The 24,616-nt window shown below is 71.9% G+C and carries 26 protein-coding genes; 13 read left to right on the top strand and 13 right to left on the bottom strand.

All coding sequences use genetic code 11. The features are described from left to right. The first annotated feature begins 67 nt into the window (after nucleotides 1-67). A complete protein-coding gene (locus ACZ60J_RS35070) occupies nucleotides 68-1,243 on the top strand; it encodes an 8-amino-7-oxononanoate synthase (RefSeq protein ID WP_469688222.1) in 1,176 nt (391 codons plus the stop codon). A 69-nt stretch (nucleotides 1,244-1,312) separates the two neighbouring features. On the opposite strand, the gene ACZ60J_RS35065 is transcribed toward ACZ60J_RS35070, so the two are convergent. Then, nucleotides 1,313-1,534, bottom strand: a complete 222-nt coding sequence (locus ACZ60J_RS35065) for a DUF397 domain-containing protein (RefSeq protein WP_469688221.1) — start codon at nucleotides 1,532-1,534, stop codon at nucleotides 1,313-1,315. A 12-nt stretch (nucleotides 1,535-1,546) separates the two neighbouring features. Then, the gene (locus ACZ60J_RS35060) at nucleotides 1,547-2,434 is read right to left on the bottom strand and encodes a helix-turn-helix domain-containing protein (RefSeq protein WP_469688220.1); all 888 of its coding nucleotides are present in this window, start codon (nucleotides 2,432-2,434) and stop codon (nucleotides 1,547-1,549) included. A 197-nt stretch (nucleotides 2,435-2,631) separates the two neighbouring features. Here ACZ60J_RS35060 and ACZ60J_RS35055 point away from each other — a divergent pair, with 197 nt between their 5' ends. Then, entirely contained in the window at nucleotides 2,632-3,090 is a 459-nt protein-coding gene (locus tag ACZ60J_RS35055) for an ATP-binding protein (RefSeq protein WP_469688219.1), read from the top strand. A gap of 19 nt (nucleotides 3,091-3,109) precedes the next feature. On the opposite strand, the gene ACZ60J_RS35050 is transcribed toward ACZ60J_RS35055, so the two are convergent. Then, nucleotides 3,110-3,508: a VOC family protein gene (locus tag ACZ60J_RS35050; RefSeq protein ID WP_469688218.1), complete on the bottom strand. Its 399-nt coding sequence runs from the start codon at nucleotides 3,506-3,508 to the stop codon at nucleotides 3,110-3,112. A 296-nt stretch (nucleotides 3,509-3,804) separates the two neighbouring features. Between ACZ60J_RS35050 and ACZ60J_RS35045 the strand changes: the two genes are divergently transcribed. The 7 genes from ACZ60J_RS35045 (at nucleotide 3,805) to ACZ60J_RS35015 (ending at nucleotide 10,380) form a co-directional block, all read left to right on the top strand. Beyond that, a complete protein-coding gene (locus tag ACZ60J_RS35045) occupies nucleotides 3,805-4,107 on the top strand; it encodes an urease subunit gamma (protein WP_469688217.1) in 303 nt (100 codons plus the stop codon). Nucleotides 4,108-4,121: 14 nt separating this feature from the next. Then, nucleotides 4,122-4,433, top strand: coding sequence for an urease subunit beta (locus ACZ60J_RS35040; protein WP_469688216.1), 312 nt, complete (start codon nucleotides 4,122-4,124; stop codon nucleotides 4,431-4,433). After that, entirely contained in the window at nucleotides 4,426-6,147 is a 1,722-nt protein-coding gene (locus ACZ60J_RS35035) for an urease subunit alpha (protein ID WP_469688215.1), read from the top strand. The genes ACZ60J_RS35040 and ACZ60J_RS35035 overlap by 8 nt, the downstream gene beginning before the upstream one ends. Nucleotides 6,148-6,163: 16 nt before the next feature. Continuing rightward, nucleotides 6,164-6,838 carry an urease accessory protein UreF gene (locus ACZ60J_RS35030; RefSeq protein WP_469688214.1) on the top strand — a complete coding sequence of 225 codons (675 nt, stop codon included), beginning with the start codon at nucleotides 6,164-6,166 and terminating at the stop codon, nucleotides 6,836-6,838. 107 nt (nucleotides 6,839-6,945) lie between these two features. After that, nucleotides 6,946-7,650, top strand: a complete 705-nt coding sequence (gene ureG, locus ACZ60J_RS35025) for an urease accessory protein UreG (RefSeq protein ID WP_469688213.1) — start codon at nucleotides 6,946-6,948, stop codon at nucleotides 7,648-7,650. Continuing rightward, complete coding sequence (locus ACZ60J_RS35020) at nucleotides 7,647-8,459, top strand: urease accessory protein UreD (RefSeq protein ID WP_469688212.1); 813 nt, start codon at nucleotides 7,647-7,649, stop codon at nucleotides 8,457-8,459. Before ureG ends, ACZ60J_RS35020 begins: the two co-directional genes overlap by 4 nt. 232 nt (nucleotides 8,460-8,691) lie before the next feature. Further along, entirely contained in the window at nucleotides 8,692-10,380 is a 1,689-nt protein-coding gene (locus ACZ60J_RS35015) for an alpha/beta hydrolase (protein ID WP_469688211.1), read from the top strand. 42 nt (nucleotides 10,381-10,422) lie between these two features. On the opposite strand, the gene ACZ60J_RS35010 is transcribed toward ACZ60J_RS35015, so the two are convergent. From ACZ60J_RS35010 to ACZ60J_RS34985, 6 genes are all read right to left on the bottom strand, one after another. Further along, nucleotides 10,423-11,133 (bottom strand): lysophospholipid acyltransferase family protein, encoded by a 711-nt coding sequence (locus ACZ60J_RS35010; RefSeq protein WP_469688210.1) that lies wholly within the window; start codon nucleotides 11,131-11,133, stop codon nucleotides 10,423-10,425. Between the two features lie 114 nt (nucleotides 11,134-11,247). Further along, a complete protein-coding gene (locus tag ACZ60J_RS35005) occupies nucleotides 11,248-11,406 on the bottom strand; it encodes a hypothetical protein (protein WP_250740168.1) in 159 nt (52 codons plus the stop codon). Between the two features lie 32 nt (nucleotides 11,407-11,438). Continuing rightward, nucleotides 11,439-12,383 carry a cytochrome c oxidase assembly protein gene (locus tag ACZ60J_RS35000; RefSeq protein WP_469688321.1) on the bottom strand — a complete coding sequence of 315 codons (945 nt, stop codon included), beginning with the start codon at nucleotides 12,381-12,383 and terminating at the stop codon, nucleotides 11,439-11,441. Nucleotides 12,384-12,515: 132 nt separating this feature from the next. Next, nucleotides 12,516-13,544, bottom strand: a complete 1,029-nt coding sequence (locus tag ACZ60J_RS34995; protein WP_469688209.1) for a 6-phosphofructokinase — start codon at nucleotides 13,542-13,544, stop codon at nucleotides 12,516-12,518. 193 nt (nucleotides 13,545-13,737) lie between these two features. After that, nucleotides 13,738-14,466, bottom strand: coding sequence for a type 1 glutamine amidotransferase (locus tag ACZ60J_RS34990; protein WP_469688208.1), 729 nt, complete (start codon nucleotides 14,464-14,466; stop codon nucleotides 13,738-13,740). A 19-nt stretch (nucleotides 14,467-14,485) separates the two neighbouring features. Further along, entirely contained in the window at nucleotides 14,486-15,724 is a 1,239-nt protein-coding gene (locus ACZ60J_RS34985) for a MurT ligase domain-containing protein (RefSeq protein ID WP_382979814.1), read from the bottom strand. A gap of 123 nt (nucleotides 15,725-15,847) precedes the next feature. On the opposite strand from ACZ60J_RS34985, the gene def reads away from it, so the two are divergent. After that, entirely contained in the window at nucleotides 15,848-16,417 is a 570-nt protein-coding gene (gene def / locus ACZ60J_RS34980) for a peptide deformylase (protein WP_469688207.1), read from the top strand. Between the two features lie 24 nt (nucleotides 16,418-16,441). On the opposite strand, the gene ACZ60J_RS34975 is transcribed toward def, so the two are convergent. Beyond that, nucleotides 16,442-17,086 carry a TetR/AcrR family transcriptional regulator gene (locus tag ACZ60J_RS34975; protein ID WP_469688206.1) on the bottom strand — a complete coding sequence of 215 codons (645 nt, stop codon included), beginning with the start codon at nucleotides 17,084-17,086 and terminating at the stop codon, nucleotides 16,442-16,444. A gap of 195 nt (nucleotides 17,087-17,281) precedes the next feature. Here ACZ60J_RS34975 and ACZ60J_RS34970 point away from each other — a divergent pair, with 195 nt between their 5' ends. Further along, on the top strand, nucleotides 17,282-18,511 hold the full coding sequence (locus tag ACZ60J_RS34970; RefSeq protein WP_469688205.1) for an acyl-CoA dehydrogenase family protein: 1,230 nt from the start codon (nucleotides 17,282-17,284) through the stop codon (nucleotides 18,509-18,511). 85 nt (nucleotides 18,512-18,596) lie between these two features. On the opposite strand, the gene ACZ60J_RS34965 is transcribed toward ACZ60J_RS34970, so the two are convergent. Next, nucleotides 18,597-19,034 carry an SRPBCC family protein gene (locus ACZ60J_RS34965; RefSeq protein ID WP_469688204.1) on the bottom strand — a complete coding sequence of 146 codons (438 nt, stop codon included), beginning with the start codon at nucleotides 19,032-19,034 and terminating at the stop codon, nucleotides 18,597-18,599. A gap of 155 nt (nucleotides 19,035-19,189) precedes the next feature. Between ACZ60J_RS34965 and ACZ60J_RS34960 the strand changes: the two genes are divergently transcribed. Continuing rightward, the gene (locus ACZ60J_RS34960; RefSeq protein ID WP_250740159.1) at nucleotides 19,190-19,375 is read left to right on the top strand and encodes a DUF5999 family protein; all 186 of its coding nucleotides are present in this window, start codon (nucleotides 19,190-19,192) and stop codon (nucleotides 19,373-19,375) included. 167 nt (nucleotides 19,376-19,542) lie between these two features. Here the strand turns inward: ACZ60J_RS34960 and ACZ60J_RS34955 are convergent, their stop codons facing one another. Next, a complete protein-coding gene (locus ACZ60J_RS34955) occupies nucleotides 19,543-21,564 on the bottom strand; it encodes an ATP-binding protein (RefSeq protein ID WP_469688203.1) in 2,022 nt (673 codons plus the stop codon). A gap of 167 nt (nucleotides 21,565-21,731) precedes the next feature. Further along, on the bottom strand, nucleotides 21,732-22,748 hold the full coding sequence (locus ACZ60J_RS34950; RefSeq protein ID WP_469688202.1) for a fibronectin type III domain-containing protein: 1,017 nt from the start codon (nucleotides 22,746-22,748) through the stop codon (nucleotides 21,732-21,734). 247 nt (nucleotides 22,749-22,995) lie between these two features. On the opposite strand from ACZ60J_RS34950, the gene ACZ60J_RS34945 reads away from it, so the two are divergent. Then, a complete protein-coding gene (locus ACZ60J_RS34945) occupies nucleotides 22,996-24,597 on the top strand; it encodes an ABC transporter substrate-binding protein (RefSeq protein ID WP_469688201.1) in 1,602 nt (533 codons plus the stop codon). Nucleotides 24,598-24,616 lie beyond the last annotated feature (19 nt).

Genomic DNA, 24,616 nt, shown 5'->3' with positions numbered 1-24,616 from the left:
GCAGGGGTCACGGGCGGTTAGGGTCGGGCAGGTCTGTGGACTGCCGACAAAAACCCGAGGACCGTCGATGCCGCACCAGCACAGCCCCGCCCCCCTGGACGTCTTCTCCTGGATCGACGACGCGGAGCGGGCCAGGGAGCAGGCCGGACTCGTCCGGACCCTGCGCCCGCGGCCGGCGCACTCCCCGCTCCTCGATCTCGCGAGCAACGACTACCTCGGGCTGTCCCGGCACCCGGAGACCGTACGGGGCGCACGCGAGGCCGCCGAGCGCTGGGGGGCGGGGGCCACCGGATCGCGGCTCGTCACCGGCACCACCGAACTCCACGCCGAGCTGGAGCGGGAGCTCGCCGCCTTCTGCGGGTTCGAGGCGGCGCTGGTCCTCTCCTCCGGGTACGCGGCCAATCTGGCGGCCGTCACCGCGCTCAGCGACCGGGGCACCCTGGTGGCCTCGGACGCGGGCAACCACGCCTCGATCGTGGACGGCTGCCGGCTGTCGCGCGCCGACACCGCCGTCGTCCCGCACAGCGACCCGGAGGCCGCCCGCAAGACGCTCGCCGCCCACCGGGGCCGGGCGCTGCTGGTCACCGACTCGGTGTTCTCGGTCGACGGGGACGCGGCCCCGCTGGCGGCCCACGCCGAGGCCTGCCGGGCGGAGGGCGCGGCCCTGCTCGTGGACGACGCGCACGGCCTCGGGGTCCTGGGCGAGGGAGGCCGCGGGGCGCTGCACGCCGCCGGGCTCGCGGGGGCTCCCGGGGTGGTCGCGACGCTGACCCTCTCGAAGTCCCTGGGCAGCCAGGGCGGTGCGGTGCTCGGCCCGGCCAAGGTGATCCGGCACCTGGTCAACACGGCGCGGACCTTCATCTTCGACACCGGACTGGCCCCGGCCGCGACGGGCGCCGCACTGGCGGCCCTGCGCCTGCTCCAGCGGGAACCGGAGCGCGCGGACCGGGCCCGTGCGGTGGCCGCCGAACTGTACGGGCGGCTCACCGCGTCCGGCCTGACCGCGGCCCGGCCGGACGCGGCCGTGGTGTCGGTACGGGCCCCGTCGGCTTCGGCGGCACTGCGCTGGGCCGCCGACTGCCGCGAGGCAGGTCTGTCCGTGGGGTGCTTCCGGCCGCCGTCCGTGCCGGACGGCATCTCCCGGCTGCGGCTGACCGCGCGGGCGGATCTCACGGGGGACGAGATCAGCCGTGCGGTGGAGACGATCCTGGGGACCGCTCCGGCCGGAGCCACGGACCGCTGAACGGAGCCGTGGGGAGCGCTCCTGCGTTCCTCTGGTCCTTCGTTCCTGCGTTCCTGCGTGTCTGCGTTCCTACGTCCCGAGATCCGCACGGACGGAGACGAGGAAGCCGTGCCAGGCCGGCCCGGTGAAGAGCACGGCCGGGCCGTCCGCCCGCTTGGAGTCACGGACGGCGAGCAGGCCGCCGCCGAGGACGGCCGTTTCCACACAGTTGTTCATTCCGGTGCTGCGGCTGCTTCGCCGCCACCGCGCGCTGTTCAGAAGTCCGCCTGTGTATAAGGGGGTTGCGGACACGGAGGTGCCTCCTTACGCGTCGTCAGCGAGGGCGCTGATGAGATCCGACGAATCGCGGGGCGGGAGGGCGTGCGCCTGGATGGTGCGGAACGCGGCGCTGTACGCCTCAAGGTCTTCCTTCCGCTCCAGATAGAGGCTACTCGTCAAATGGTCGAGTACCACCACATCCAGATCGGCGATGTTCGGAAATGAGAAGATGACGAACGGTCCGGTCAGGCCGAGATGTCCCCCCACGCTGAACGGCAATACCTGAAGCCGGACTTGGGGCAAACGCGCCACCTCCACCAGGTGCCTCAGCTGTTCCTCCATCACCCCCGCCCCGCCGATCGCGCGCCGCAGCACCGCCTCGTCCAGGACGGCGCTCAGCTCCAGCGGCGGATCCGCCCGCAGCACGGACTGACGTGCCAGCCGTACGTCGACCAGCGCCTCCACCTTCGGCTCCGGCAGCCCGCCCAGCGCGGCCCGGGTCACGGCCCGCGCGTACTGCGGGGTCTGCAGCAGTCCGGGCACCACGGACAGTTCGACGGTGCGGGCCGACCGGGCGCCCGCCTCCAGGCTGATGAAGTCCCGGTACTCCTGCGGCAGCAGCCCCCGGTAGTCGTGCCACCACTGGCGCCCGCGCCCGGTGTCCTCGTCCGGGGCCGGTCCCGCCGCCGAGGCCGAGAGGGCTTCCAGCAGGGCGCGCTGCTGCGCGCTCACGACGTCCTCCCCGTAGACGTCGAGCAGCAGCCTGATGTCCTCCACCTTGACGCCGCTGCGCCCCGTCTCGATGCGGCTGATCTTCGACTGGTGCCATCCCGCGAGCCGGGCCGCCTCACCGCTGGTGAGTCCGGACCGGTCGCGAAGGGCACGCAGCTCCTCGCCGAGCTTGCGCCGGCGCACCGCGGGACCGTGCTGCACATCCGCCTCCTTCCACCGGCACAGGTCGCACCAGTCTGCCGTCCAAATACGCTCTTCCGTAGCAGAGTTCACCGCATTGAGCGACAGATATATGCATATCTTGAGGGATCGGCGGAAACGGCGGGACGATGGGTGGCACTCTGGCGTCCAGCACAGATCCGGGGCGGCTTCGCCCCGGTGGGAAAGGGACCGTCGCCATGGCAGATCACCAGGAAGCATCCGTCACTCTGCCGAGCGATCCCGCCTCGGTCGCGGCCGCCCGCCGCTACGTCGCGGAGGTGCTGGGCGAGTGGGGACTGTCCGAGGACACCGAAACGGCCGACAGCATCCGGCTCATCGTCTCGGAACTGGCCACCAACTCCGTACAGCACACCTTCGGCCAGTCGCCGACCTTCACCGTGGACATCCGCCTGGAGCGCGAGGAGTGGCTCCGCATCGGGGTCACCGACAGCCACCCGCGCTGGCCCAAGCGGCTCCCCGCCGCCGTCCAGCAGGACAACGGCCGGGGGATGGTCATCATCCGCTGGCTCGCCGCGGAGGCGGGCGGCCGGCTCTCGGTCAGCCCGACCGAGGACGGCGGCAAGACCGTGTGGATCGCCCTGCCCTGGACGGCCTCGGCCGCCGGGGCTCCGGCGGGGACGCGTACCGGCTGCTGAGCCGGTCGGGCCCGAACCCTCAGGATTCGGTGCGCTCCGACACGCTGCGCTCGATGCACAGTTCGTTGCCCTCGGGGTCGGTCAGGGTGACCCAGCCCATGCCGCCCTCCCGGCGGTGGTCGGCCTGCACCTTGGCGCCGAGCCCGATGAGCCGCTCGACGTTCTCGTCGCGGGTCCCGGTCACGGGCTGGATGTCCAAGTGGACCCGGTTCTTCGCGGACTTCCCCTCGGGAACACGGACGAAGAGCACTCCGGGCACGCCCGGCTGGCCCGGGTCCAGCAGGATCTCGTCGTCGTCCGGCTCGTCGTCGGGGTGGATGGGGAAACCGGTCACGGCGGACCAGAACTGCGCCAGCCGGTAGGGCTCCTGCGCGTCGAAGGTGATGTGGCGGACGGGGTTGACGAACGTGCTGCTCATTGAGAACTGCTTCCGTATACGGCGGACGGGTCCTTCGGTGAACGGAGTTGAACCGGGTACCTGCCCGAAACGTGGGTTAACTCGGCGGAAAAGTGCGACGCCTAGCGTGGCGGCACGTTTCTTCTCCCAATGATCACCCATGGGTCGGCAAAGCGGCGGTGGGCGGGAGGGAAAGCCTTTCCCCGCGTTGGGCAAGAGACGCTTGGCTCGGATATGCGCAGGTCAACAAAGTGTTGAAGGCCCATAAGGTCGGCCCGGCGCGATGTTGGTCATGTCCCGGAAGCTTGGTGATTGCTGTGCAGCTGACCCCCCACGAGCAGGAGAGACTGCTCATCCACGTGGCCGCGGACGTGGCCGAGAAACGCAGGGCGCGGGGTGTGCTCCTCAACCATCCCGAGGTGGTGGCCCTGATCACCGCGCACATCCTCGAAGGGGCCCGCGACGGGCGGACGGTGGCCGAGCTGATGGCCTCCGGACGGACCGTGCTCTCCCGCGAGGAGGTCATGGAGGGGATACCCGAGATGATCCACGACGTCCAGGTCGAGGCGACCTTCCCGGACGGCACCAAGCTCGTCACCGTCCACGACCCCATCGTCTGAGAGCGAGTACCCGCATGATCCCCGGCGAAATCGCCTACGGGGACGGCCCGGTGCGCCTCAACGAAGGCCGGCCCGTCACCCGACTCACCGTGCTCAACGCCGCCGACCGACCCGTCCAGGTCGGCTCGCACTACCACTTCGCCGAGGCCAACCCCGGCCTCGACTTCGACCGCACGGCCGCCCGCGGACTGCGCCTCGACATCGCCGCCGGCACCGCCGTCCGCTTCGAGCCGGGCATCCCGGTCGCCGTGGACCTCGTACCGCTGGCCGGGCTGCGCACCGTGCCCGGACTGCGCGGGGAGACCGGAGGGCCGCTCGATGGCTGAGATATCGCGCCAGGTCTACTCCGACCTCTTCGGGCCCACCACGGGCGACCGCATCCGCCTCGCCGACACCGACCTCTTCGTCGAGATCGAGCAGGACCTCGGCGGCGGCCCCGGCCGGGCCGGCGACGAGGCCGTCTTCGGCGGCGGCAAGGTCATCCGCGAATCCATGGGCCAGGCGCGCACCACCCGCGCCGAAGGGGCCGCCGACACCGTCATCACCGGAGTGGTGATCCTCGACCACTGGGGCATCGTCAAGGCCGACGTGGGCATCCGCGACGGCCGGATCTGCGGCATAGGCAAGGCCGGCAACCCCGACACCATGGACGGCGTCGACCGTGCGCTGGTGATCGGCCCCGAGACCGAGATCATCTCCGGCAACGGGAAGATCCTCACCGCCGGCGCCGTCGACGCCCACGTGCACTTCATCTCCCCGACCGTGATCGAGGAAGCCCTCGTCTCCGGCATCACCACCCTCGTCGGCGGCGGCACCGGCCCCGCGGAGGGCACCAAGGCCACCACCGTCACCCCCGGACCCTGGCACCTGGCCCGGATGTTCGCCGCACTGGAGTCCCACCCCGTCAACATCGGCCTCCTCGGCAAGGGCAACACCATGTCCCGCGAGGGCATGTACTCCCAGCTGCGCGGCGGAGCCGTCGGCTTCAAGCTCCACGAGGACTGGGGATCCACCCCCGCCGTCATCGACGCCTGCCTCACCGTCTGCGAGGAGACCGGCGCCCAGGCCGCCATCCACACCGACACCCTCAACGAGGCGGGGTTCGTCGCGGACACCCTCGCCGCCATCGGCGGACGGACCATCCACTCGTACCACACCGAAGGCGCGGGAGGCGGCCACGCCCCCGACATCATCACCGTGGTCTCCGAGCCGAACATCCTGCCCAGCTCCACCAATCCGACCCGGCCGCACACCGTCAACACCGTCGAGGAACACCTCGACATGCTGATGGTCTGCCACCACCTCAATCCCGCCGTCCCCGAGGACCTGGCCTTCGCCGAGTCCCGGATCCGGCCCTCCACCATCGCCGCCGAGGACGTCCTGCACGACCTCGGAGCCATCTCGATCATCTCCTCCGACGCCCAGGCCATGGGCCGCGTCGGCGAGGTGGTCCTGCGCACCTGGCAGACCGCCCACGTGATGAAGAAGCGGCGCGGCTTCCTCCCCGGCGACGGACCCGCCGACAACCACCGGGCCCGTCGCTACGTCGCCAAGTACACGATCAACCCCGCCGTCGCCCAGGGCCTGGCCCGCGAGATCGGCTCCGTCGAGACCGGCAAACTCGCCGACCTGGTGCTGTGGAATCCCGCGTTCTTCGGGGTCAAGCCCGAACTGGTCATCAAGGGCGGCCAGATCGCCTACGCGCAGATGGGCGATGCCAACGCCTCCATCCCGACCCCGCAGCCGGTCCTGCCGCGCCCGATGTTCGGCGCCTACGGGCGGGCCCCCGGGCTCAACTCGGTGAACTTCACCGCCCAGGCGGCCCTCGACGACGGACTGCCCGAACGGCTCGGACTCGGCAAGGAGTTCGTCGCCATCGAGAGCACCCGCAAGGTCACCAAGGCGGACATGCGGAACAACGACGCCATGCCGAGGGTGGAAGTCGACGCCGACACCTTCACCGTCACCATCGACGGCGAGGTGGTGGAACCGGCCCCGGCGGCGGAACTCCCCATGGCCCAACGCTATTTCCTCTTCTGAGAGCAAGGGCCTACCGATGAGCCTCGCCACCCTGCTCGTCCTCGCGGACGGCCGCTTCCCCGCCGGAGGGCACGCCCACTCCGGCGGGGCGGAAGCCGCCTGCAAGGCGGGCCGGATCCACGACGCCGCCACCCTGGCGGAGTTCTGCCGGGGCCGGCTGCACACCGCCGGGCTCGTGGCGGCCGCCCTCGCCGCGGCGGCCGCCCTGGGGACCGACCCGGCCGCCCTCGACGAAGCCGCCGACGCACGGACCCCGTCACCCGCGCTGCGCGCCGCCGGGAGGCGGCTCGGACGCCAGCTGATGCGGGCCGCCCGCGCCACCTGGCCCGGCGCGGAACTGGATGCGCTCGCTGCCGCCTTCCCGCGCGGGGCGCACCAGCCCGTGGTGCTCGGCGTCACCGCCCGGTCGGCGGGGCTCGGGCCGCTCGACGCCGCGCACGTGGCGGCGTACGAGAGCGTGAGCGGGCCGGCCACCGCAACCGTACGGCTGCTCGGACTGGACCCCTTCGAGGCGAGCCGGGTCCTGGCCGGGCTCGCCCCCGAACTGGACGCCGTGTCCCGGCAGGCGGAGCGGGCCGCACTGCGGGCCAGCACCGACGGAACCCACACCCTGCCCGCGGCCTCCTCGCCGCTGCTGGACATCGCGGCTCAGGCCCATGCCGACTGGCCGGTACGGCTGTTCGCCTCTTGATCCCGCCCAGGCGGTGTCGTCGGACTCCCGGCTACGGGCGACGACGCGAGTTCGACGACACCCCCCAGCCCATCCCGCACCCCCTGCCCCGTTCCAAGGAGATCCCCATGCACCTCGACCACTCCCTCGGCGGCGCGGCCTTCCCGCACCGCCACACCCACAGCGCCGAGCCGCTGCGGGCCGACGGGACCCGCCGGGCCCTGCGCATCGGCCTCGGCGGGCCCGTCGGCTCCGGCAAGACCGCCACCGTCGCCGCCCTCTGCCGGGCCCTGCGCGCGGAACTGTCCATGGCCGTGGTCACCAACGACATCTACACCCGCGAGGACGCGGAGTTCCTGCTCCGCGAAGCCGTCCTGCCGCCCGAGCGGATCAGCGCCGTCGAGACCGGCGCCTGCCCGCACACCGCCATCCGCGACGACATCTCCGCCAACCTGGAGGCCGTGGAGGAACTGGAGGAGGCCTTCCACGGGAACGGACGGCTCGACCTGATCCTCGTCGAGTCCGGCGGCGACAACCTCACCGCCACCTTCTCCCGGGGCCTCGTCGACGCCCAGATCTTCGTCATCGACGTGGCCGGCGGCGACGACATCCCGCGCAAGGGCGGGCCCGGCGTCACCACCGCCGACCTGCTCGTCGTCAACAAGACCGACCTTGCCCCCCACGTCGGCTCGGACCTGGACCGGATGGCCCGCGACGCCGCCGAGCAGCGCGGCGAACTGCCCGTCGCCTTCCAGTCCTTGCGGGGCGAGGAGGGAGTGGGCCCCGTGGCCGCCTGGGTCCGGGAGCGGATCGCCGCCTGGACCGCCCGGTGAGCCCCACCGCGATCCCGGAGGCGATCCCGGAGGCCCCCACCCACCCCCGGCCCCCCGCCGGCCTGCGCGCCACCGCCCGGATCGGCGCCGCCGCCGACGGGCGGGGCTCCACCGCCCTGCCGCTGCTGGCCGGGGAGGGGCCGCTCGCCCTGCGCCGCACCCGGGGCGGGCCCGGCGAGGCCGGTGTCATGCTGGTCGGCGCCATGAGCGCCCCCCTGGGCGGCGACCACCTCAGGGTCGAGGCCACCGCCGGACCGGGCGCCCGGCTGGTGCTCCGCTCCGCGGCGGCCACCCTGGCGCTGCCCGGCCGGCACGGGGAACCCGCGCGGTACGACGTACGGCTCCGGCTCGGGGACGGGGCGGCGGTGCGCTGGCTCCCGGAGCCCCTCGTCTCGGTGCGCGGCAGCGACCTGCGGGTCCGCACCCGCGCGGAACTGGCCCCCACCGCCCGGCTCCTGCTGCGCGAGGAGCAGGTGCTCGGCCGCACGGGGGAGGCTCCGGGCCTGCTCCGGTCCCGGCTGACGGTGACCCGGGACGGGAAGCCGCTGCTGGACCAGGAACTGGTCGCCGGGCCCGGCGCGCCCGGCGGCTGGGACGGTCCGGCGGGACTCGCGGGCCACCGGGCGCTGGGCCAGCTGCTGGTGGTGGACCCGGAGTTCGCCAAGGCCCCGCCGCAGGCGGGGATGCTGGGGGAGTTCGCGGCGCTCACCCCGCTGGCGGGACCTGCCGTCCTGGTGACGGCCCTGGCCCCGGACGCCCTGCGGCTCCGCGAACTGCTCGACTCCGCCTGCGCCGACCACGGTTGGTGAACCCGTAGGGAGGCCACGGCCCTCCCGCCGCCCACGGCCTGCGAACCCGGGACGAACCCGACACCGCTCAGCGGTACACCCATTTCCGGATATCGGGTTGGCAAAGAACCGCTCCGCGCTCTGTCGCCCGCTCCCGGTCAGGCGGAAGTATCCCCTGCACATGCCGATGCACGTCCACACCGGCACGAACCAGGCCGCCCACGGCGGCAGATGACGCAGGGGGAACAACCACGTGATACGCAACGCGGCGCTGGGGAGCGCCGCCACCCTGATCACCGGCACGCTGGCGGCGAGCCTGCTGCTCGCCCCGTCCGCGTCGGCCGCGCAGGCCTTCCCGTCCGGCCCGTCCGGCCGCGACAGCGGGCTCGCCGAGGCCTTCGGCACCCAGATCGCCGCCGCCCGCGCGGCGCGCGCCGGGATCGACTGGAAGGACTGTCCGCCCGACTGGGGCTTCGCGGCGCCCATCCAGTGCGGCTATGTGAAGGTCCCGCTCGACTACAGCAAGCCCTTCGGCAAGACGATCGACATCGCGGTCGACCGCGCCGTCAGCACCGGCACCAAGGAAGAGCGCCAGGGCGCGCTCCTCTACAACCCGGGCGGCCCGGGCGCCTCCGGCATGCGCTTCCCGCGCCGGACCACCACCAACAGCCCGCTGTGGGTCAACACCGCGAAGGCGTACGACTTCGTGGGCTTCGACCCGCGCGGCGTCGGCCACTCCGCGCCGATCTCCTGCATCGACCCGCAGGAGTACGTCAAGGCGCCCAAGGCCGACCCGGTGCCGGACAGCAAGGCCGACAAGAACGCCCAGCGCAAGCTCGCCGAGGAGTACGCGGACGGGTGCAAGGAGCGCAGCGGCGAGATGCTGCCGTTCATGACCACGCCGAACATCGCGCGTGACCTGGACGTCATCCGCGCCGCCCTCGGCGAGAAGAAGCTGAACTTCATCGGCGTCTCCTACGGCACCTACATCGGCGGGGTCTACGCGACCCTGTTCCCGACGCACGTGCGCCGCATGATCGTCGACAGCGTCGTGGACCCGTCCCGCGACAACATCTGGTACGAGGCCAACCTCGGCCAGGACGTCGCCTTCCAGATGCGCTGGAACGACTGGCAGGACTGGGTCGCCAAGAACGACGCCTCCTTCCACCTCGGCACCACCCGCGCCGCGGTCGAGGCCAAGTGGCTGGCCCTGCGCGCCAAGGCCAAGGCCAACCCGCTCGGCGGGATCGTCGGCCCGGCCGAGCTCATCGGCTTCTTCCAGAGCGCCCCGTACTACGACTCCTCCTGGGTGCCCGTCGCCCAGACCTGGGCCGCGTACGAGGCGGGCGACGAGCAGGCGCTGATCGACGCCATCGCCCCCGACATGAGCGACACAGCGGGCAACGCCTCGGCGGAGAACGGCAACGCGGTCTACACCGCCGTGGAGTGCGCCGACGCCAAGTGGCCCACCAGCTGGTCCAAGTGGGACCGGGACAACACCAAGCTGCACGCCCAGTACCCCTTCATGACCTGGGCCAACGCGTGGATGAACCTGCCCTGCGCGACCTGGAAGTCCAAGCAGTACAACGCGATCGAGGTCGGCGTCGGCCCCCACCGCGGTCTGCCGCCGGTGCTGGTCGTCCAGTCCGAGCGCGACGCCGCCACGCCGTACAAGGGCGGGGTCTCCCTGCACAAGCGGCTCGCCGGCTCGCGTCTGATCACCGAGAAGGACGCCGGCTCGCACGGTGTCACCAACCTGGTGAACCCCTGCATCAACACCCGGGTCGACACCTACCTGCTCACCGGCAAGGTCGATGCCCAGAACGTGACGTGCGGCCCGCACGCCACCCCGGTGGCCCCGGCCCCCGTCGCCGCCAAGCTCCTCGCCCCGGCCCCGGCCGCCGACGAGCAGGCGATCGACGAGCTCCCGGCCATCCGCTAGCCGGACCGGGCGGGAACGGTTCCGCCGCGTACGGGAGAAGGCTCAGCGCGTCCTGCGCCGGGCCTTCTTCCGTGCCTGCTCCTCCTCCGCCTTGACCTCGGCGGCGTACCGGTCCACGTACTCCTGGCCGGACAGGGCGAGGACCTCGTACATGATCTCGTCGGTGACGGCCCGCAGCACGGCCCGCTCGCCCTCCATCCCCTCGTACCGGGAGAAGTCCAGCGGCCGCCCGAAGCGGATCGTGACCCGGCGGATCTTGGGGATCTTCTGCCCGGGCGGCTGGATCTCGAAGGTCCCGACCATCGCGCACGGCACGACCGGCACCCCGGCGCCCAGCGCCATCGCGGCGACACCGACCTTGCCCTTGTACAGCCGCCCGTCGTGGGAGCGGGTGCCCTCCGGGTAGATGCCGAGCAGCTCGCCCTTGGACAGCACCCCGAGCCCCTCGCGGAGCGCCGCCTGGCCGGCGTCCTTGCCGGAGCGGTCGACCGGGATCTGGCCGGCGCTGCGGAAGAAGGCGGCCGTGAGCCGTCCCTTCACACCGGGCCCGGTGAAGTACTCGGCCTTGGCGAGGAAGGTGATGCGCCGATGGAGGACGGCGGGCATCAGGAAGTGGTCGGAGAAGGAGAGGTGGTTGCCCGCGATGATCGCGGCCCCGTCCTCCGGAATGTTCTCCAGTCCTTCGATGCGGGGCCGGAACAGGAGCCGCAGCAGCGGCCCGAGGATCACGTGCTTGAGCAAGTGGTAGAACACCAGGCGGCTCCCGTCGACGTCCCGTGGTCATGGACATCCTACGGACGGTGCGTCAGGGGGTGGAGGGCGCGGCTACTCAGGTACCTGCTCCGTACTACTCAGGTACCGCACCCCTCAGGTACCGCCCGAGGCCGCCATGCCCGCGGTGAGCAGCCCCAGCACGACCCAGCCGAACCACAGCCAGCCGTTGCTTCCGAGGGCCACGGAATACGTGGCGATCGCCACCAGAGAAGCGAAGGTCATCACTGCCATCGCCTTCACGGATCCGGTCATGCCCCATGGTGGCGCCTGAAGGCGGTCCCGCGCTACTGGCCACGCGCTTGGAGCGAGGCGAGATACGAGTTGTACGCCTCCAGCTCCTGGTCCCCGTTGCGCTCCTCGGCCCGGTCGGAGCGCTTCGCGGCCCGCTGTTCCGAGTGGTACCACTGGTAGACCAGCGCGATCAGCACCAGCACCGAGGGGATCTCGCTGAAGGCCCAGGCGATGCCGCCGCCCCACTGCTGGTCGAGCAGGGGGTCGATGCCCAGGGAGGCCGGCGGGTTCGCGTACGTCTTGATCATCGGCTCGCTGGCCATCATCAGCGCGATGCCGAAGAAGGCGTGGAAGGGCATTCCGGCGAACAGCTCCAGCATCCGCATCACGTAGCCGGGGCGGTGCGGGCCCGGGTCCACGCCCATGATCGGCCAGAAGAAGACGAGGCCGACGGCGAGGAAGTGCACCATCATCGCGATGTGACCGGCCTTCGACCCCATCAGGAAGTCGAAGAGCGGGGTGAAGTACAGGCCGTAGAGGCTGGCGATGAACATCGGGATGGTGAACACCGGATGGGTGATCACCTTCATGTACCGGCTGTGCAGGAGCATCAGCAGCAGCTCGCGCGGCCCCTTGTGGCCGCGGGCCGCCGGCGGCAGCGCACGCAGCGCCAGCGTCACGGGCGCGCCCAACAGCAGCAGGATCGGGCTGAGCATGCTGATCACCATGTGCTGGACCATGTGCACGCTGAACATGACCATGCCGTAGTCGTTCAGCTTGGTGCACATCACCAGGGCCACGCTCAGCACGCCGATGACGAAGGCGACCGTCCGGCCGACCGGCCAGGCGTCCCCGCGTGCCCGCAGCCGCAGCACGCCCCACGCGTACAGGCCGAGGCCCAGGAGCGAGCCGATCAGGAAGAAGGCGTCGAAGGAGAACGCGAGGCCGCGCCCGAGAGTGAAGGGCGGCAGGTCCATGTGCATGTCGTGCATGTCCATGGTGCCGTGCGCGAGGTAACTCAATCTCTTCACTCCCTTGACTGCGGTGCCCCACCACAGTAATGCCGCCCCCGGGCGGGAAATCGTCCGGGGGCGCCCATTAAGGGAGTGACACGCAGAAGGGGGGAAAGATCACAGAACGTTCTGCGCCTCGTCGTACCGCTCGGCCGGAACCGTCTTCAGCGTCTGCACCGCGTCCGCGAGCGGCACCATCTCGATCTCCGTGCCGCGCAGCGCCGTGAGCATCCCGAACTCGCCCCGGTGGGCCGCCTCCACCGCGTGCCAGCCGAAGCGGGTCGCCAGGACGCGGTCGTACGCGGTGGGCGTGCCGCCGCGCTGGACGTGGCCCAGGATGACCGGCCGGGCCTCCTTGCCGAGACGTTCCTCCAGCTCGACGGCGAGACGGTTGCCGATGCCGGCGAACCGCTCGTGGCCGTACATGTCGGTGCCGCCGCTCTCCAGCGCCATCGAGCTGCCCTCGGCGGGCTTGGCGCCCTCGGCCACCACGACGATCGCGAAGCGCTTGCCCTGCTCGAAGCGTTCGCCGACGATCGCCGTCAGCTGGTCGATGTCGAACGGGCGCTCCGGCACGACGATGGCGTGCGCACCGGCCGCCATGCCCGAGTGCAGGGCGATCCAGCCGGTGTGGCGGCCCATGACCTCCACGACCATCACGCGCTGGTGGGACTCCGCGGTGGTCTTCAGGCGGTCCAGCGCCTCGGTGGCGACTCCGACGGCGGTGTCGAAGCCGAAGGTGACGTCGGTGGAGGCGATGTCGTTGTCGATCGTCTTCGGGACGCCGACGATGGGCAGACCGCCCTGCGAGAGCAGGTTCGCGGCCTTCAGGGTGCCCTCGCCGCCGATCGGGATGATGGCGTCCAGACCGAGATCGGCGACGTGGCCGCGGGCCCGCTCCACGCCGTCGCGCAGATGGGCGGGCTGGACCCGGGAGGAGCCCAGAATCGTTCCGCCGCGGGCCAGGATGCCGCTGACGGCGTCCAGGTCGAGCTTGCGGTAGTCGCACTCCAGGAGGCCGCGCCAGCCGTCGTGGAAACCGATGACCTCGTCCCCGTGGTCGACGACGGCGCGGTGCACGACGGAGCGGATGACGGCATTGAGCCCGGGGCAGTCGCCTCCGGAAGTGAGCACACCAATGCGCATGGCAGGAGGACCTTTGCAACGTGGGCCGACGACCGGACCACGTCGTCCGGTTGGAACTACCAGCACCCTACAAGCGGATCGAGGGTGGACTGAACCATCCTCCACATGCTGGTCAGATTAGTGGTACGAACGCACGTCGGCCCGGATCCCCCCAGGGGGATCCGGGCCGAACGCCAGGTGTCGCGAAGGACCGCTACGCGGGCTGCGTGGCAGCCGCGATCCGCTCGGCGCGCAGCGCCTCGTACCAGCGGTCGTCGATGGGCGGCAGCGCGTTCACGTCGAGGGCCAGCTTCAGCAGCAGGTCCGCGATCAGCGGGTTGCGCGCCAGCACGGGACCGTGCATGTACGTGCCGAACACCGTGTCGTTGTACGCGCCTTCGGTGCCGTCACCGGTGCCGTTGCCCCGGCCCATGGTGACCCGCGCGAAGGGCTTGGCCGTCGGGCCGAGGTGCGTGACGCCCTGGTGGTTCTCGAAGCCGGTCAGCTGCGGCAGTCCGAGCCGCGGGTCGATGTCGCCCAGCACGTCGCCGACGCACCGCTCGCCCTCGCCGCGCACGGTCACCACGTCCAGCAGGCCGAGGCCCTCCTGGCGCTGGCCGACGTCGTTGACGAACTCCTTCCCCAGGATCTGGTACCCGGCGCAGACGGAGAAGACGATCGCCCCGTTCGAGACGGCGCGCTCCAGACCGCCGTCGCGCAGCAGCCGCTCCGCGGCCAGCCGCTGCGGGCGGTCCTCGCCGCCGCCGATCAGGTAGATGTCGCCCGAGGTCGGGATCGGCTGGTCGCTGCGCACGTCCACGCGCTGCACGTCCAGGCCGCGCCGGCGGGCCCGTCGCTCGACGACCAGGGCGTTGCCCTGGTCTCCGTACGTGCTGAGCAGGTCGGGGTAGACCCACACCAGACGCAGGCTGTTGTCGCTCATGCTCTTGTCCTTAGGGGTACTAGTTGCCGACGCGGCGGCGCACGTCCTGGAAGGCGGTGTAGTTGGCGATCAGCTCGATCTGTCCGGGCGGCGCCAGCTGCACGGCCTCGTCGAGGGTCTCGCACACCCGGAAGTCCAGGCCGGCGACTTCCAGGCGGACCGCGAGGTCCAGCTTGCGGTCGCCGATCACGAAGATGGGGTGGCCGGCCAGGCGCGGGTAGTCCACGTCCCACAGCCACGAGGTGTCGGTACCGTCCGCACCGCGCGCGTTGACCGACAGGATCACCGGGGTCGGCGGCGGGTCGATGAGGGAGAACGTCTCCAGCCATCCGGCCGGGTTCTTCGCGAGCAGCAGCCGCAGTTCGCGCCCCTGGAAGCTCACCACGTCGTAGCGTCCGGCGACGGCCTGCACCTGGTACATCCGCTCCAGCGCCACCTGCGGCGGAACGCCGAAGACGGCTGCCACGGCGGCCGAGGTGGCCGCGTTGGCCTTGTTGGCGCGGCCCGGGAGCTGGAGGCTGATCGGCCAGGCGCTGCCGTGCGGGTCGAGCACGTGGTCGCCGGAGAGCACCCAGCTGGGGGTGGGGCGCCGGAAACCGCACTCGCCGCAGAACCAGTCGTCGCCCGGGCGCTGCATGACGCCACCGCAGGAGGGGCACGACCAGGCGTCGTCCTTCCACTCCTGGCCGGCCGCGACCCACACCACGTTCTGCGAGGAGGAGGCGGCCCACACGATCAGCGGGTCGTCCGCGTTCGCGACGACGACCGCCTTGGAACCCGAGAGGCCCTCGCGCCACTTCTCCGCGAGCATGCGGGTCTCGGCGGCGCGGTCCAGCTGGTCGCGGGAGAGGTTCAGCAGGGCGATCACCTTGGGGGTGACGTCCCGGGCCACTCCGGCCAGGTACTTCTCGTCCACCTCGATGACGCCGTACTTGGCGTCCGAGCCGCCCGCCAGGGCGGAGGTGATGCCCGCGGGCATGTTCGCGCCCAGCGCGTTGGAGACGACCGGGCCGCTGGCCCGCAGGGCCTCGGCGATCAGCCGGGTCGTCGTGGTCTTGCCGTTCGTCGCCGAGACGAGGACGACGTCGAGATGCTGCGCGAGCGCCCCGAGCAGATCGGGGTCGAGTTTGAGTGCGACCTTGCCCCCGATCACCGATCCGCTTCCGCGTCCCGCGGCCCGCGACACCGCCGCCGCGGCCTTGCCCGCCGTCACGGCCAGCTTGGCCCGCGGCGAAAGCGGCTCTGTGTTGCCTGCCATCGTCCCTTGTCCTCCTTGCGTCGGTCGCCCCCAGCCTATCCATGACCTGCCCGCGCCCCGACCGCGGCGCCCCCGGTCTGCCGAAGATCTCCTCATATAGTCGCCCGTCGTACCCTTACGGCCATGCGACAGCGCCCCCGCCCCCTCCCCGGTACCTCCGGAATCGTCCGCACCATGAGCCTGCTGGGCGACCCGGTGCTCCATTCCGCTTGCGCGGAGGTCACCGAGTTCGGTCCGGCCCTCGACCGGCTCATCGAGGACATGTTCGCCACGATGTACGCCGCCCAGGGCGTCGGCCTCGCCGCGAACCAGATCGGCGTCGGGCAGCGGGTGTTCGTATACGACTGCCCCGACGACGAGGACGTCCGCCACGTCGGGCACATCGTCAACCCGCGGCTGGTGTCCGCCGAGGGGGACGAGTTCGCCGGCCCCGAGGGGTGCCTGTCCCTGCCCGGGCTGGAGGCGTCCACGGTCCGTTTCGACGAGGCCGTCGTCGAGGGCGTCACCTCGGACGGGGCGCCGGTACGGATCTCCGGGAGCGGGTTCTTCGCGCGGTGCCTGCAGCACGAGTGCGATCACCTGGACGGTGTCGTCTATGCCGAGCGGGTTACGGGGCTGCGTGCGCGCAAGCTGCGCAGGCAGATCCGGAAGACCGACTGGGGTACCGCCGGGATCCACGCGCTGGGGGAGTGAGCGCTGCCCGGCGGGGCGGGATCGTCAGAAGCCCGGGCCGTCCGGGCGGTTGCCTGCGGTGGCGAGACGGCCCCACAGGAGGTCGGTGAGGGCGCTGACCAGTTCCGTGCGGGCGCAGGGGCGTTCGCCGAGCCACCAGTCGCCCGCCGCGTGCATCATGCCGACGATGCCGTGGCCCCAGACCCGGGCCAGGCGTTCGCCGCCGGGGCCGAGGTCCACGCGCTCGCCGATCACCTGGGCCAGTTCCTCGCCCAGGCGGCGCAGCAGCGGGGCCGAGTGCAGGCCGACGTCGAAGCCGCGCTCCGGGGTCTGGGAATCCTCGGCCGGGTGCATGAGGAAGCGGTAGACCTGGGGGCGTGCCTCGATCGCGGCGAGATAGGTGTCGAGGGTGGCCTCCACCCGGCTGCGCCGTTCGGCGGGGGCGTCGAGGGCCGCGCGCAGCGAGTCGAGCAGGGCGTCGGTGTGCCGGACGGCCAGGGCCTGGTAGAGGCCGGCCTTGTCGCCGAAGTGGCGGTAGAGGATCGGTTTGGTGATCCCGGCTTCCGCCGCGATGGCGTTCATGGACGCCTTGGGGCCGTCCCTGAGGACGACCCGGTCGGCGGCCTCCAGCAGCTCCCGCCGCCGGCGCTCGCCCGCTCCCGGCTCGCCGGACTGCCGTGTGGTCTCCATGCCGTGTCTCTCCCCGCCCTTGCGTTGTCCTGAGGCCCACGCAACGTAACACCCCGCACACCCCGGTGATCTCATCGGCGGTCCGTCATCGACGCTGCTTGACAGTGCTTACCAGCCGGTAACAGACTGGAGTCGAAGTAAGGGTTACCGCAGGTAACCTCTTGTGTGGCAGGCGAGACGAAAGCTGGAGGGGACATGGCGGAGTTCACCATGGAGCTGAACGACGACCAGAAGCAGGTCCGGGACTGGATCCACGGGTTCGCCGCCGACGTGATCCGCCCCGCGGCCGCGGAATGGGACGAGCGCGAAGAGACTCCGTGGCCCGTCATCCAGGAGGCCGCCAAGGTCGGCATCTACTCCCTCGACTTCTACGCCCAGCAGTTCTTCGACCCCACCGGCCTCGGCATCCCGATGGCCATGGAGGAGCTGTTCTGGGGCGACGCGGGCATCGCGCTGTCGATCGTCGGCACCGGGCTCGCCGCCATCGGCGTCGTCGCCAACGGCACCGAGGAGCAGATCGGCACCTGGATCCCGCAGATGTACGGCACCCCCGACGACGTGAAGGTCGCCGCCTTCTGCTCCTCCGAGCCCGACGCCGGATCCGACGTCGGCGCGATGCGCACCCGCGCCGTGTACGACCAGGCCAAGGACGAGTGGGTGCTGAACGGCACCAAGACCTGGGCGACCAACGGCGGCATCGCCAACGTCCACATCGTCGTGGCCGTCGTCGACCCGGAGCTGGGCACCAAGGGACACGCCTCCTTCATCGTGCCGCCGAACACCCCGGGACTGACCCAGGGGCAGAAGTTCAAGAAGCACGGCATCCGCGCCTCGCACACCGCGGAGGTGGTGCTGGAGGACGTACGGATCCCCGGTTCCTGCCTGCTCGGAGGCAAGGAGAAGCTGGACGAGCGGCTCGCGCGGGCCCACGAGCGGGCCAAGGCCGGTGGCGGGGAGCGCGTGAAGAACGCGGCCATGGCCACCTTCGAGGCCTCCCGACCCGCCGTCGGCGCCATGGCGGTCGGGACGGCGCGCGCCGCGTACGAGGTGGCGCTGGACTACGCGAAGACCCGTACGCAGTTCGGCCGGCCCATCATCGACAACCAGGGCGTCGCCTTCCAGCTCGCGGACATGCGGACCTCCATCGACGCGGCCCGGCTGCTGGTGTGGCGGGCCTCCTGGATGGCGGTCGCGGGCAAGCCCTTCACCTCGGCCGAGGGCTCGATGTCCAAGCTGTTCGCGAGCGAGACCGCCAAGAAGGTCACCGCCCAGGCGGTCCAGATCCTCGGTGGCAACGGCTTCACCCGCGAGTACCCGGTGGAGCGCATGCACCGCGACAGCGCGATCTACACGATCTTCGAGGGAACGAGCGAGATCCAGCGGCTGGTGATCGCCCGCACCCTCTCGGGCATGCCGATCCGCTAGCGCGGGGCTCGGGCGAGAAGGGGCCCGGAAACGCCGTGAGGCGGTTCCGGGCCCCTTTCCGTCCGGGTGGGGGCCGGCGGGGCGTTCAGGGGCGCAGGAGGGCGTCCAGGGCGCGCGTGAAGAAGACCCGGGCGGCCGCCGCCACCAGGGGGTCGAAGGGGCGGCCCAGGCCGCGTACGCGCAGTTCCTCGCGCCATTCGGCCTCGCAGCCTCCTTGGGGCCAGGGGCGGAGCTCGATCTCCGCCCGGCCGAGGACCACGCGGCCGTGCTTGACGAGCCGGACCAGCCCCGCCGAGCCGTCCCGAGGGGGCCGCCAGAGGGTGACTTCCATGGGGTCGTCGAACGTGACCCTTCCCACGCCCGTACGCATGGTGAAACGGGTCCCGGTGTGCGTCGGAGGAGGCGTTTCGATGATCGCCCGGGTGAGCGGGACGGCGGCGCCGTGGCGTTCCCAGTCCGTCAGCCTCTTCCACGCCTCCTCCGGGCCGAGAAGTGTGTGGCGAATGATCCGGATAGCGGGCATGAGCGCATCGTAAGCGGGCATACACACCCTGAACTGGGCGGCGAATATGGGTTCCGCCCGGGGGTGGCGATCAGTAATACTCACCGCCACCGTGGATCGCGGATTCGACCGGGTGACCACCGGCCTTCCCGCCCCACACTGCGAGGAGGTGCGCCATGTGCTCCCACCAGCCCCCCTGCCCGTCCGCCGACAGCGTCGACCATGACGCCGCACGCACCGTGGCCTTCCACCCCGAACAGGGCTGGAACCTGCTCTGCAACGGCGCCGTGGTATTCGACGACACAGGTGAACTGCTCCCCGACGGCCGCACGGTGGAACCCCGCCGCCCGGCCCTGGTCTGAGCGAGGAGGCAGCATGCGCCAGCAGCTGATCCGTAAGCCCGTTCCCAAGCCCGCACCCCGAGACCTGGATCTGCGCACACCGTCGGGCAGACCCCTCCCGTACTGACGGGAGCCCAGGAGTTACGTCACGGCGCCACCGGCCCGGACCGCCCCCCGCGGGGTGGGCCTCAGCCGGTGGACGCCGCCGCCCCGCCCAGGAAGGCGCTCTCGTACGCCTCGTCGCCGATCGCCGCCCTGGCCTGCCGTTCGCCCTCGTCGCGGAAGGCCGCGAGCGACGGGGAGCCCATCTGGGGCCGCCCCACCGTGCGCCACCAGGCGTGCCCCGTGCCCAGCAGCCGGGCCGCCAGCTCGCCGTCTCCCATGGCCGCCACCGCCGCCGCCAGCAGGTCGAGACCGAGCGCGATCCCGAAGCGGTCGCCCAGCAGCCGTTTGCCCGACAGCATCGCCCGCGCGTGCCGGGCCGCCTCTCCGTGGTGGCCGAGCCCGAACGCCGCCACGGCCAGGATGTAGTCCGCGTACGCCCGCAGCCAGCGCTCGCCCAGCTCCGCACAGGCCTCGCGCAGGCCCCGCGCCTCCCGCTCGGCCTCCTCGAAGCGGCCGAGGTCGCACAGTGCGTAGCCGGTGGCCAGCCGGCACAGCAGCCAGCCCACGCCGGTGGGTCTCCCGCCGTGGCCCCCGCGGGCCCGGGGCCCGGCGAGCGCCAGGGCCCGTACGGGATCGCCCGGCATCAGCACCGACACCGCGAGCAGGTACGCGGCGCGCAGCTCCGGCTCCGGGTCGGCCAGCGCGGCCGCGGCGGCGGTGCACACGGTGCCGAGCTCCTCGGCCGTGGCCAGGTCGCCCTGGAGCATGGTGGTGATCCCCAGCGCCCACAGGGCCTGGACGTAGGCGGCCCCCGAGCGCGGGCCCCTGCTCAGGGCCCGTTCCAGGAAGGACCGGCCCTCACTGACGTGGCCGCAGGAGAACCAGAAGAACCAGAGGGCGCCGACCGTCTCCAGGGCCGCCGTCGGATCCGAGCGGAGCAGGTGCTCCAGGGCGGTGCGCAGCTGCGCGTGCTCGGCGGTCATCCTGCGGTACCAGTCCAGCTGGCCGGGACCCATCCATCCCGGATCGGCGGCCTTGGAGAGGGCGGCGTACCAGTGGGCGTGCCGGTCGGCGACGACCCGTTCCTCGCCGAGTTCCGCCAGCCAGTCCTGCCCGTACTCGCGGATCGTGTCCAGCAGCCGGTAGCGGGCGCCCGCGCCCCGTTCCCTGCTGCACCGGACCACCGACTTCGCCACCAGGCCGGCCAGCACCCGCTCCACCCGCGCGGCGGGCAGGGGGCCGCCCGAGCACACGGCGCGCGCCGCGGCGACGTCGAAGTCCCCGGTGAAGACGGAGAGCCGGGCCCACAGCAACCGCTCGACCGGTTCGCACAGTTCGTGGCTCCAGCCGATGGCGGTGCGCATCGTCTGGTGCCGGGGGAGCCGGGCGGTGGTGGTTCCGGAGAGCAGGTCGAAGCGGCCTTCGAGGCGCTTGGTCATCTGCTCCAGGGTCCAGAGCCGCATCCGGGCGCCGGCCAGTTCGAGGGCGAGCGGGATCCCGTCCAGGCGGCGGCAGATGTCGGCGGCCAGGGCCGCCCGGTCCGGGTCGGCGAAGGCGGCCGCGGCGTGCGGGGTGGCGGCGAGGGCGCGGGCCCGGAACAGGGCGAGGGCGTCGCTCTCGGGTCCGTCGCTGGGCAGCGGGCTGACCTCGACGAGGTGCTCCCCGGGGGTGTGGAGCGGCTCGCGGGTGGTGATCAGCACCGTCAGGCCCGGTGCGGACTGCAGGAGTTCGCCCACCAGGTGCCGGCAGGCGGCCACCAGGTGCTCGCAGGTGTCGAGGACGATCAGCAGTTCCTTGTCGGCCATCCACGCGCACAGTTCCTCGTCCAGGGGGCGCGGGGACTGGTGGGCGAGGCCGATGGTGTGCGCGACGGTGGCGGTGAGCAGCTCGGCGTCGCGCAGCGGGGAGAGCTCCACCCACCACACCCCGTCGGGCCGGCGCTGGCGGGGGTCGGCGGCGGCCCGCAGGGCCAGCCGGGACTTGCCGACGCCGCCGACGCCCGTGAGCGTCACGAGGCGCTTCTCGCGCAGCAGGTCGGACAGGAGGCCGAGTTCACGCTCACGGCCCACGAAGCTCGCCGTTTCCGGCGGCAGGTTTCCCGTCACGGCGCCAGAGTCTGGTGCAGGATCGCCGCCCGCGGAATCTGCCTGATTGTTGTTGACCGAGTACTCACCGAACACGGAAGTATTCTGCGCGATCTTCTTTCCTCGTAGTGTCGTTCGGGCCAGATCGGTATGAACTGGTTGTCGGGACCTGCTCCTTCGCCCGGGATTCACGAAGCCAGGACGATCCGCCGCTCGGCGGAGAAGGCCCCCCAGCTGCCGTCGGGGAGCCGCGCCCGGAGCTTCACCGTCCATACGGTTCCGGGCGGTTCGGCGACCGTGAGGCGGTGCTCCGCCCGCCCGGCCGGGACGGCGCCGGCGCCGAACTGGATGACGGTGGTGGGGCGGCCGTTGACGTAGAGCTCGTACTCGCTGGTCTCCCGGCCGGTCGCCGGTGCGGTCCAGGCGAGGGTCACCGTGCCCGGTGAGGCGGCCGCGGTGAAATCGGCCGGTGCGGTGCCGGTCCGCTGCCCCGGCCCGGGCGGGGTGGTCACGTCGGCGGCGGGGCCCGCGGGGGAGGAGTTGTCGGCACCGTCGCGGGCCTTGACCGTGAAGGTGTACACGCTGTCGGGCCGGAGGTCCTCCAGGACCGTCGTGGTGACGCCGGGGTCGACCGTGTGGATGCGGGCGTCGCCCTGGTAGACGTCGTACCCGGTGACGCCCGTGTCGTCGGTGGCCGCGGCCCAGGTCAGCCGGGCGGAGGTGGGCCCGAGGGCCTGGCCCTCCGTACGGGGCGGGGCGGTCGGGGGCAGCCGGTCCTCGGCCTTGGCGGCGGGAGTCGTGGCCGAAGCCGCCGTACCCGCCGGGGAGGTGTTCCCCGCGGCGTCCCGGGCGCGGACCGTGAACGCGTAGGCCGTCTGCGGGGCCAGGCCGGTGATGTCCGTCATCGTCTTGTCGGCGGGCAGTTCCCGGACCAGGCGGTCCGCCTGGTAGACGAGGAAGGAGGTCACCCCCTCGGCGGGAGCGGGCGACTGCCACATGACGTGCACGGTGGTGGCGCTGCCGGCCTGCGCCGTGAGTCCGGCGGGGGCGGACGGGGGTGTGGTGTCGGAGGCTCCGCATCCCGACAGCGCAGCCGCGAGGGCGAGGGCGACGGTCAGGCCGAGGGCGGGAGCCGTTCCGCGTACGGACGGCCGCCGGAAGGGGTGCGGGGGGTGCGGCGCGGTGCTGGGTGCGGGGTCGTGCACGGCGGGCGCCCTCTTCTTCCGGTGCTTCGGGGTCTTCCGGTGCTTCGGGTCTTCCGGGACTCAGGGCTTTCCGGCGCTGCGGGTTCTCCCGGTCCCCCGGAAAGGTCTAGACATATATGGCATGCTCCGCGGCGGCCGGGCAAGACCCCTGCGCGGCCCCTTCCCGCCGACGGTGCCCGGTTCGTGTTCCCCCGCCCCCGTCTGGCATTATTGCGAGCTCTTTGCAATAACGAAGGAAGTGCACCAGATGAAGGCCCGGACCGTACGGGGAATGGCCGGGGCGACCGCGGCCGCGGTGATCGTCACGGGCGCGGCGGCCTGCTCGAACCCCGGGGGAGGTGCCGCGGCGGGCGCCGGGGCGGCCGACTCCGCCGTGGTCGGCATAGCCACCGAGCCCGAGAGCCTCAGCCCGCTGCTGGGCTACGGCAAGGACGGCAACTCGAAGATCTTCGACGGACTGCTGGCCCGCGACGCGGACATGAAGCTGAAGCCCGCGCTGGCCCGCGCGCTCCCGGAGGTCTCCGCGGACGGGCTCACGTACACCTACGCGCTCCGCCCGGGCGTGCGGTTCAGCGACGGGCAGCCCTTCGGCTCCAAGGACGTCGTCTTCACCTACAGGACGATCCTCGACGCGAAGACGAACAACGCGTCCAAGTCCGAGCTCGACGCGATCGCGGACGTCACGGCGCGGGGCGACGACGCCGTCGTCTTCACCCTGAAGTACCCCTACGCCCCCTTTGCCGAGCGGACCGTCCTGCCCATCGCCCCCGAGCACCTCGCGGGCGGACAGGACGTCAACAGCGGCGAGTTCACCACCAAGCCCGTCGGCACCGGACCGTACGTGCTCACCGCCTGGTCCAAGGGCGAGAAGCTGAGCTTCAAGGCCAACCCCGCCTACTGGGGCGGCGAGCCCGCGGTGAAGAAGTTCACCATGGCGGTCATCAAGGACGACGACGTGCGCGCCACCCGGCTGCGCTCCGGCGAGCTGGACGGGGCCGTCCTGCCGCCGAACCTGGCCAAGGGATTCGCGTCCGGCAAGGCGCTCAAGACCTACGCGGCCAAGACCTACGACTACCGCCAGGTCACCCTGCCGACGCAGAACCCCGTCACCGGTGACACGGCCGTGCGCCAGGCCCTGGACATCGCCGTGGACCGGGACACGATGGTCGGCAAGCTCCTGGAAGGCGCGGGCAAGGCCGCCTACGGCCCGGTCCCGACCGGCAGCCCGTGGTTCACCGCCGGCACCGAGCGCCCGTACGACCTCGCCAGCGCCAAGAAGATCCTCGACGACGCCGGCTGGATCCCCGGCTCCGACGGCATCCGCGCCAAGGACGGGGTCCGCGCCGCCTTCCCGCTCTGGTACCCCTCCGGCGACAAGCTCCGCCAGGACCACGCCCTCGCCTTCGCCTCCGACGCCAAGAAGGCCGGCATCCAGGTCACCACCGAGTCCGGCAGCTGGGAGGTCATCGAGCCCCGGATGAAGACCGACGCCGTCCTCGCGGGCGGCGGCTCCCCGGCCGACCCGGACTTCGACCAGTACCTGACGCTGAACTCCGCGCTCGCGGGCGACGGCTTCAACAACATGGCCCGGTACGACAACCCCGCCGTCGACGCGGCGCTGCTCGACGGCCGCCGCAGCGCGGACCCGGCCGTGCGCAAGGCCGCGTACGACACGGTCCAGCGCGAGCTCGTCAAGAACCCGGGCTACGTCTACCTCACCCACATCGACCACCTCTACGTCGTGGCCGACAAGTGGGACGGACCCACCACCCAGGTCGAGCCGCACGACCACGGCCTCGGAACCGGCCCCTGGTGGAACCTCGAGACCTGGAAGCCGAAGCAGAAGTGAGCCGTCCCCACCGTCTCCA

Source organism: Streptomyces sp. NPDC104226 (genome assembly GCF_055584085.1).
The sequence above is the reverse complement of the archived record's forward strand: the minus strand, read 5'-3'. Positions and strand labels throughout refer to the sequence as shown.

What these genes read in the sequence shown, in the direction of transcription:
- ACZ60J_RS35070 (WP_469688222.1), top strand. Translation starts at nt 68, where the DNA reads ATGCCGCACCAGCACAGCCCCGCCCCCCTGGACGTCTTCTCCTGGATC.
- ACZ60J_RS35055 (WP_469688219.1), top strand. Translation starts at nt 2,632, where the DNA reads ATGGCAGATCACCAGGAAGCATCCGTCACTCTGCCGAGCGATCCCGCC.
- ACZ60J_RS35050 (WP_469688218.1), bottom strand. Translation starts at nt 3,508, where the DNA reads ATGAGCAGCACGTTCGTCAACCCCGTCCGCCACATCACCTTCGACGCG.
- ACZ60J_RS35040 (WP_469688216.1), top strand. Translation starts at nt 4,122, where the DNA reads ATGATCCCCGGCGAAATCGCCTACGGGGACGGCCCGGTGCGCCTCAAC.
- ACZ60J_RS35035 (WP_469688215.1), top strand. Translation starts at nt 4,426, where the DNA reads ATGGCTGAGATATCGCGCCAGGTCTACTCCGACCTCTTCGGGCCCACC.
- ACZ60J_RS35030 (WP_469688214.1), top strand. Translation starts at nt 6,164, where the DNA reads ATGAGCCTCGCCACCCTGCTCGTCCTCGCGGACGGCCGCTTCCCCGCC.
- ureG (WP_469688213.1), top strand. Translation starts at nt 6,946, where the DNA reads ATGCACCTCGACCACTCCCTCGGCGGCGCGGCCTTCCCGCACCGCCAC.
- ACZ60J_RS35005 (WP_250740168.1), bottom strand. Translation starts at nt 11,406, where the DNA reads ATGACCGGATCCGTGAAGGCGATGGCAGTGATGACCTTCGCTTCTCTG.
- ACZ60J_RS35000 (WP_469688321.1), bottom strand. Translation starts at nt 12,383, where the DNA reads ATGGACATGCACGACATGCACATGGACCTGCCGCCCTTCACTCTCGGG.
- ACZ60J_RS34995 (WP_469688209.1), bottom strand. Translation starts at nt 13,544, where the DNA reads ATGCGCATTGGTGTGCTCACTTCCGGAGGCGACTGCCCCGGGCTCAAT.
- ACZ60J_RS34990 (WP_469688208.1), bottom strand. Translation starts at nt 14,466, where the DNA reads ATGAGCGACAACAGCCTGCGTCTGGTGTGGGTCTACCCCGACCTGCTC.
- ACZ60J_RS34985 (WP_382979814.1), bottom strand. Translation starts at nt 15,724, where the DNA reads ATGGCAGGCAACACAGAGCCGCTTTCGCCGCGGGCCAAGCTGGCCGTG.
- def (WP_469688207.1), top strand. Translation starts at nt 15,848, where the DNA reads ATGCGACAGCGCCCCCGCCCCCTCCCCGGTACCTCCGGAATCGTCCGC.
- ACZ60J_RS34975 (WP_469688206.1), bottom strand. Translation starts at nt 17,086, where the DNA reads ATGGAGACCACACGGCAGTCCGGCGAGCCGGGAGCGGGCGAGCGCCGG.
- ACZ60J_RS34970 (WP_469688205.1), top strand. Translation starts at nt 17,282, where the DNA reads ATGGCGGAGTTCACCATGGAGCTGAACGACGACCAGAAGCAGGTCCGG.
- ACZ60J_RS34965 (WP_469688204.1), bottom strand. Translation starts at nt 19,034, where the DNA reads ATGCCCGCTATCCGGATCATTCGCCACACACTTCTCGGCCCGGAGGAG.
- ACZ60J_RS34960 (WP_250740159.1), top strand. Translation starts at nt 19,190, where the DNA reads ATGTGCTCCCACCAGCCCCCCTGCCCGTCCGCCGACAGCGTCGACCAT.
- ACZ60J_RS34945 (WP_469688201.1), top strand. Translation starts at nt 22,996, where the DNA reads ATGAAGGCCCGGACCGTACGGGGAATGGCCGGGGCGACCGCGGCCGCG.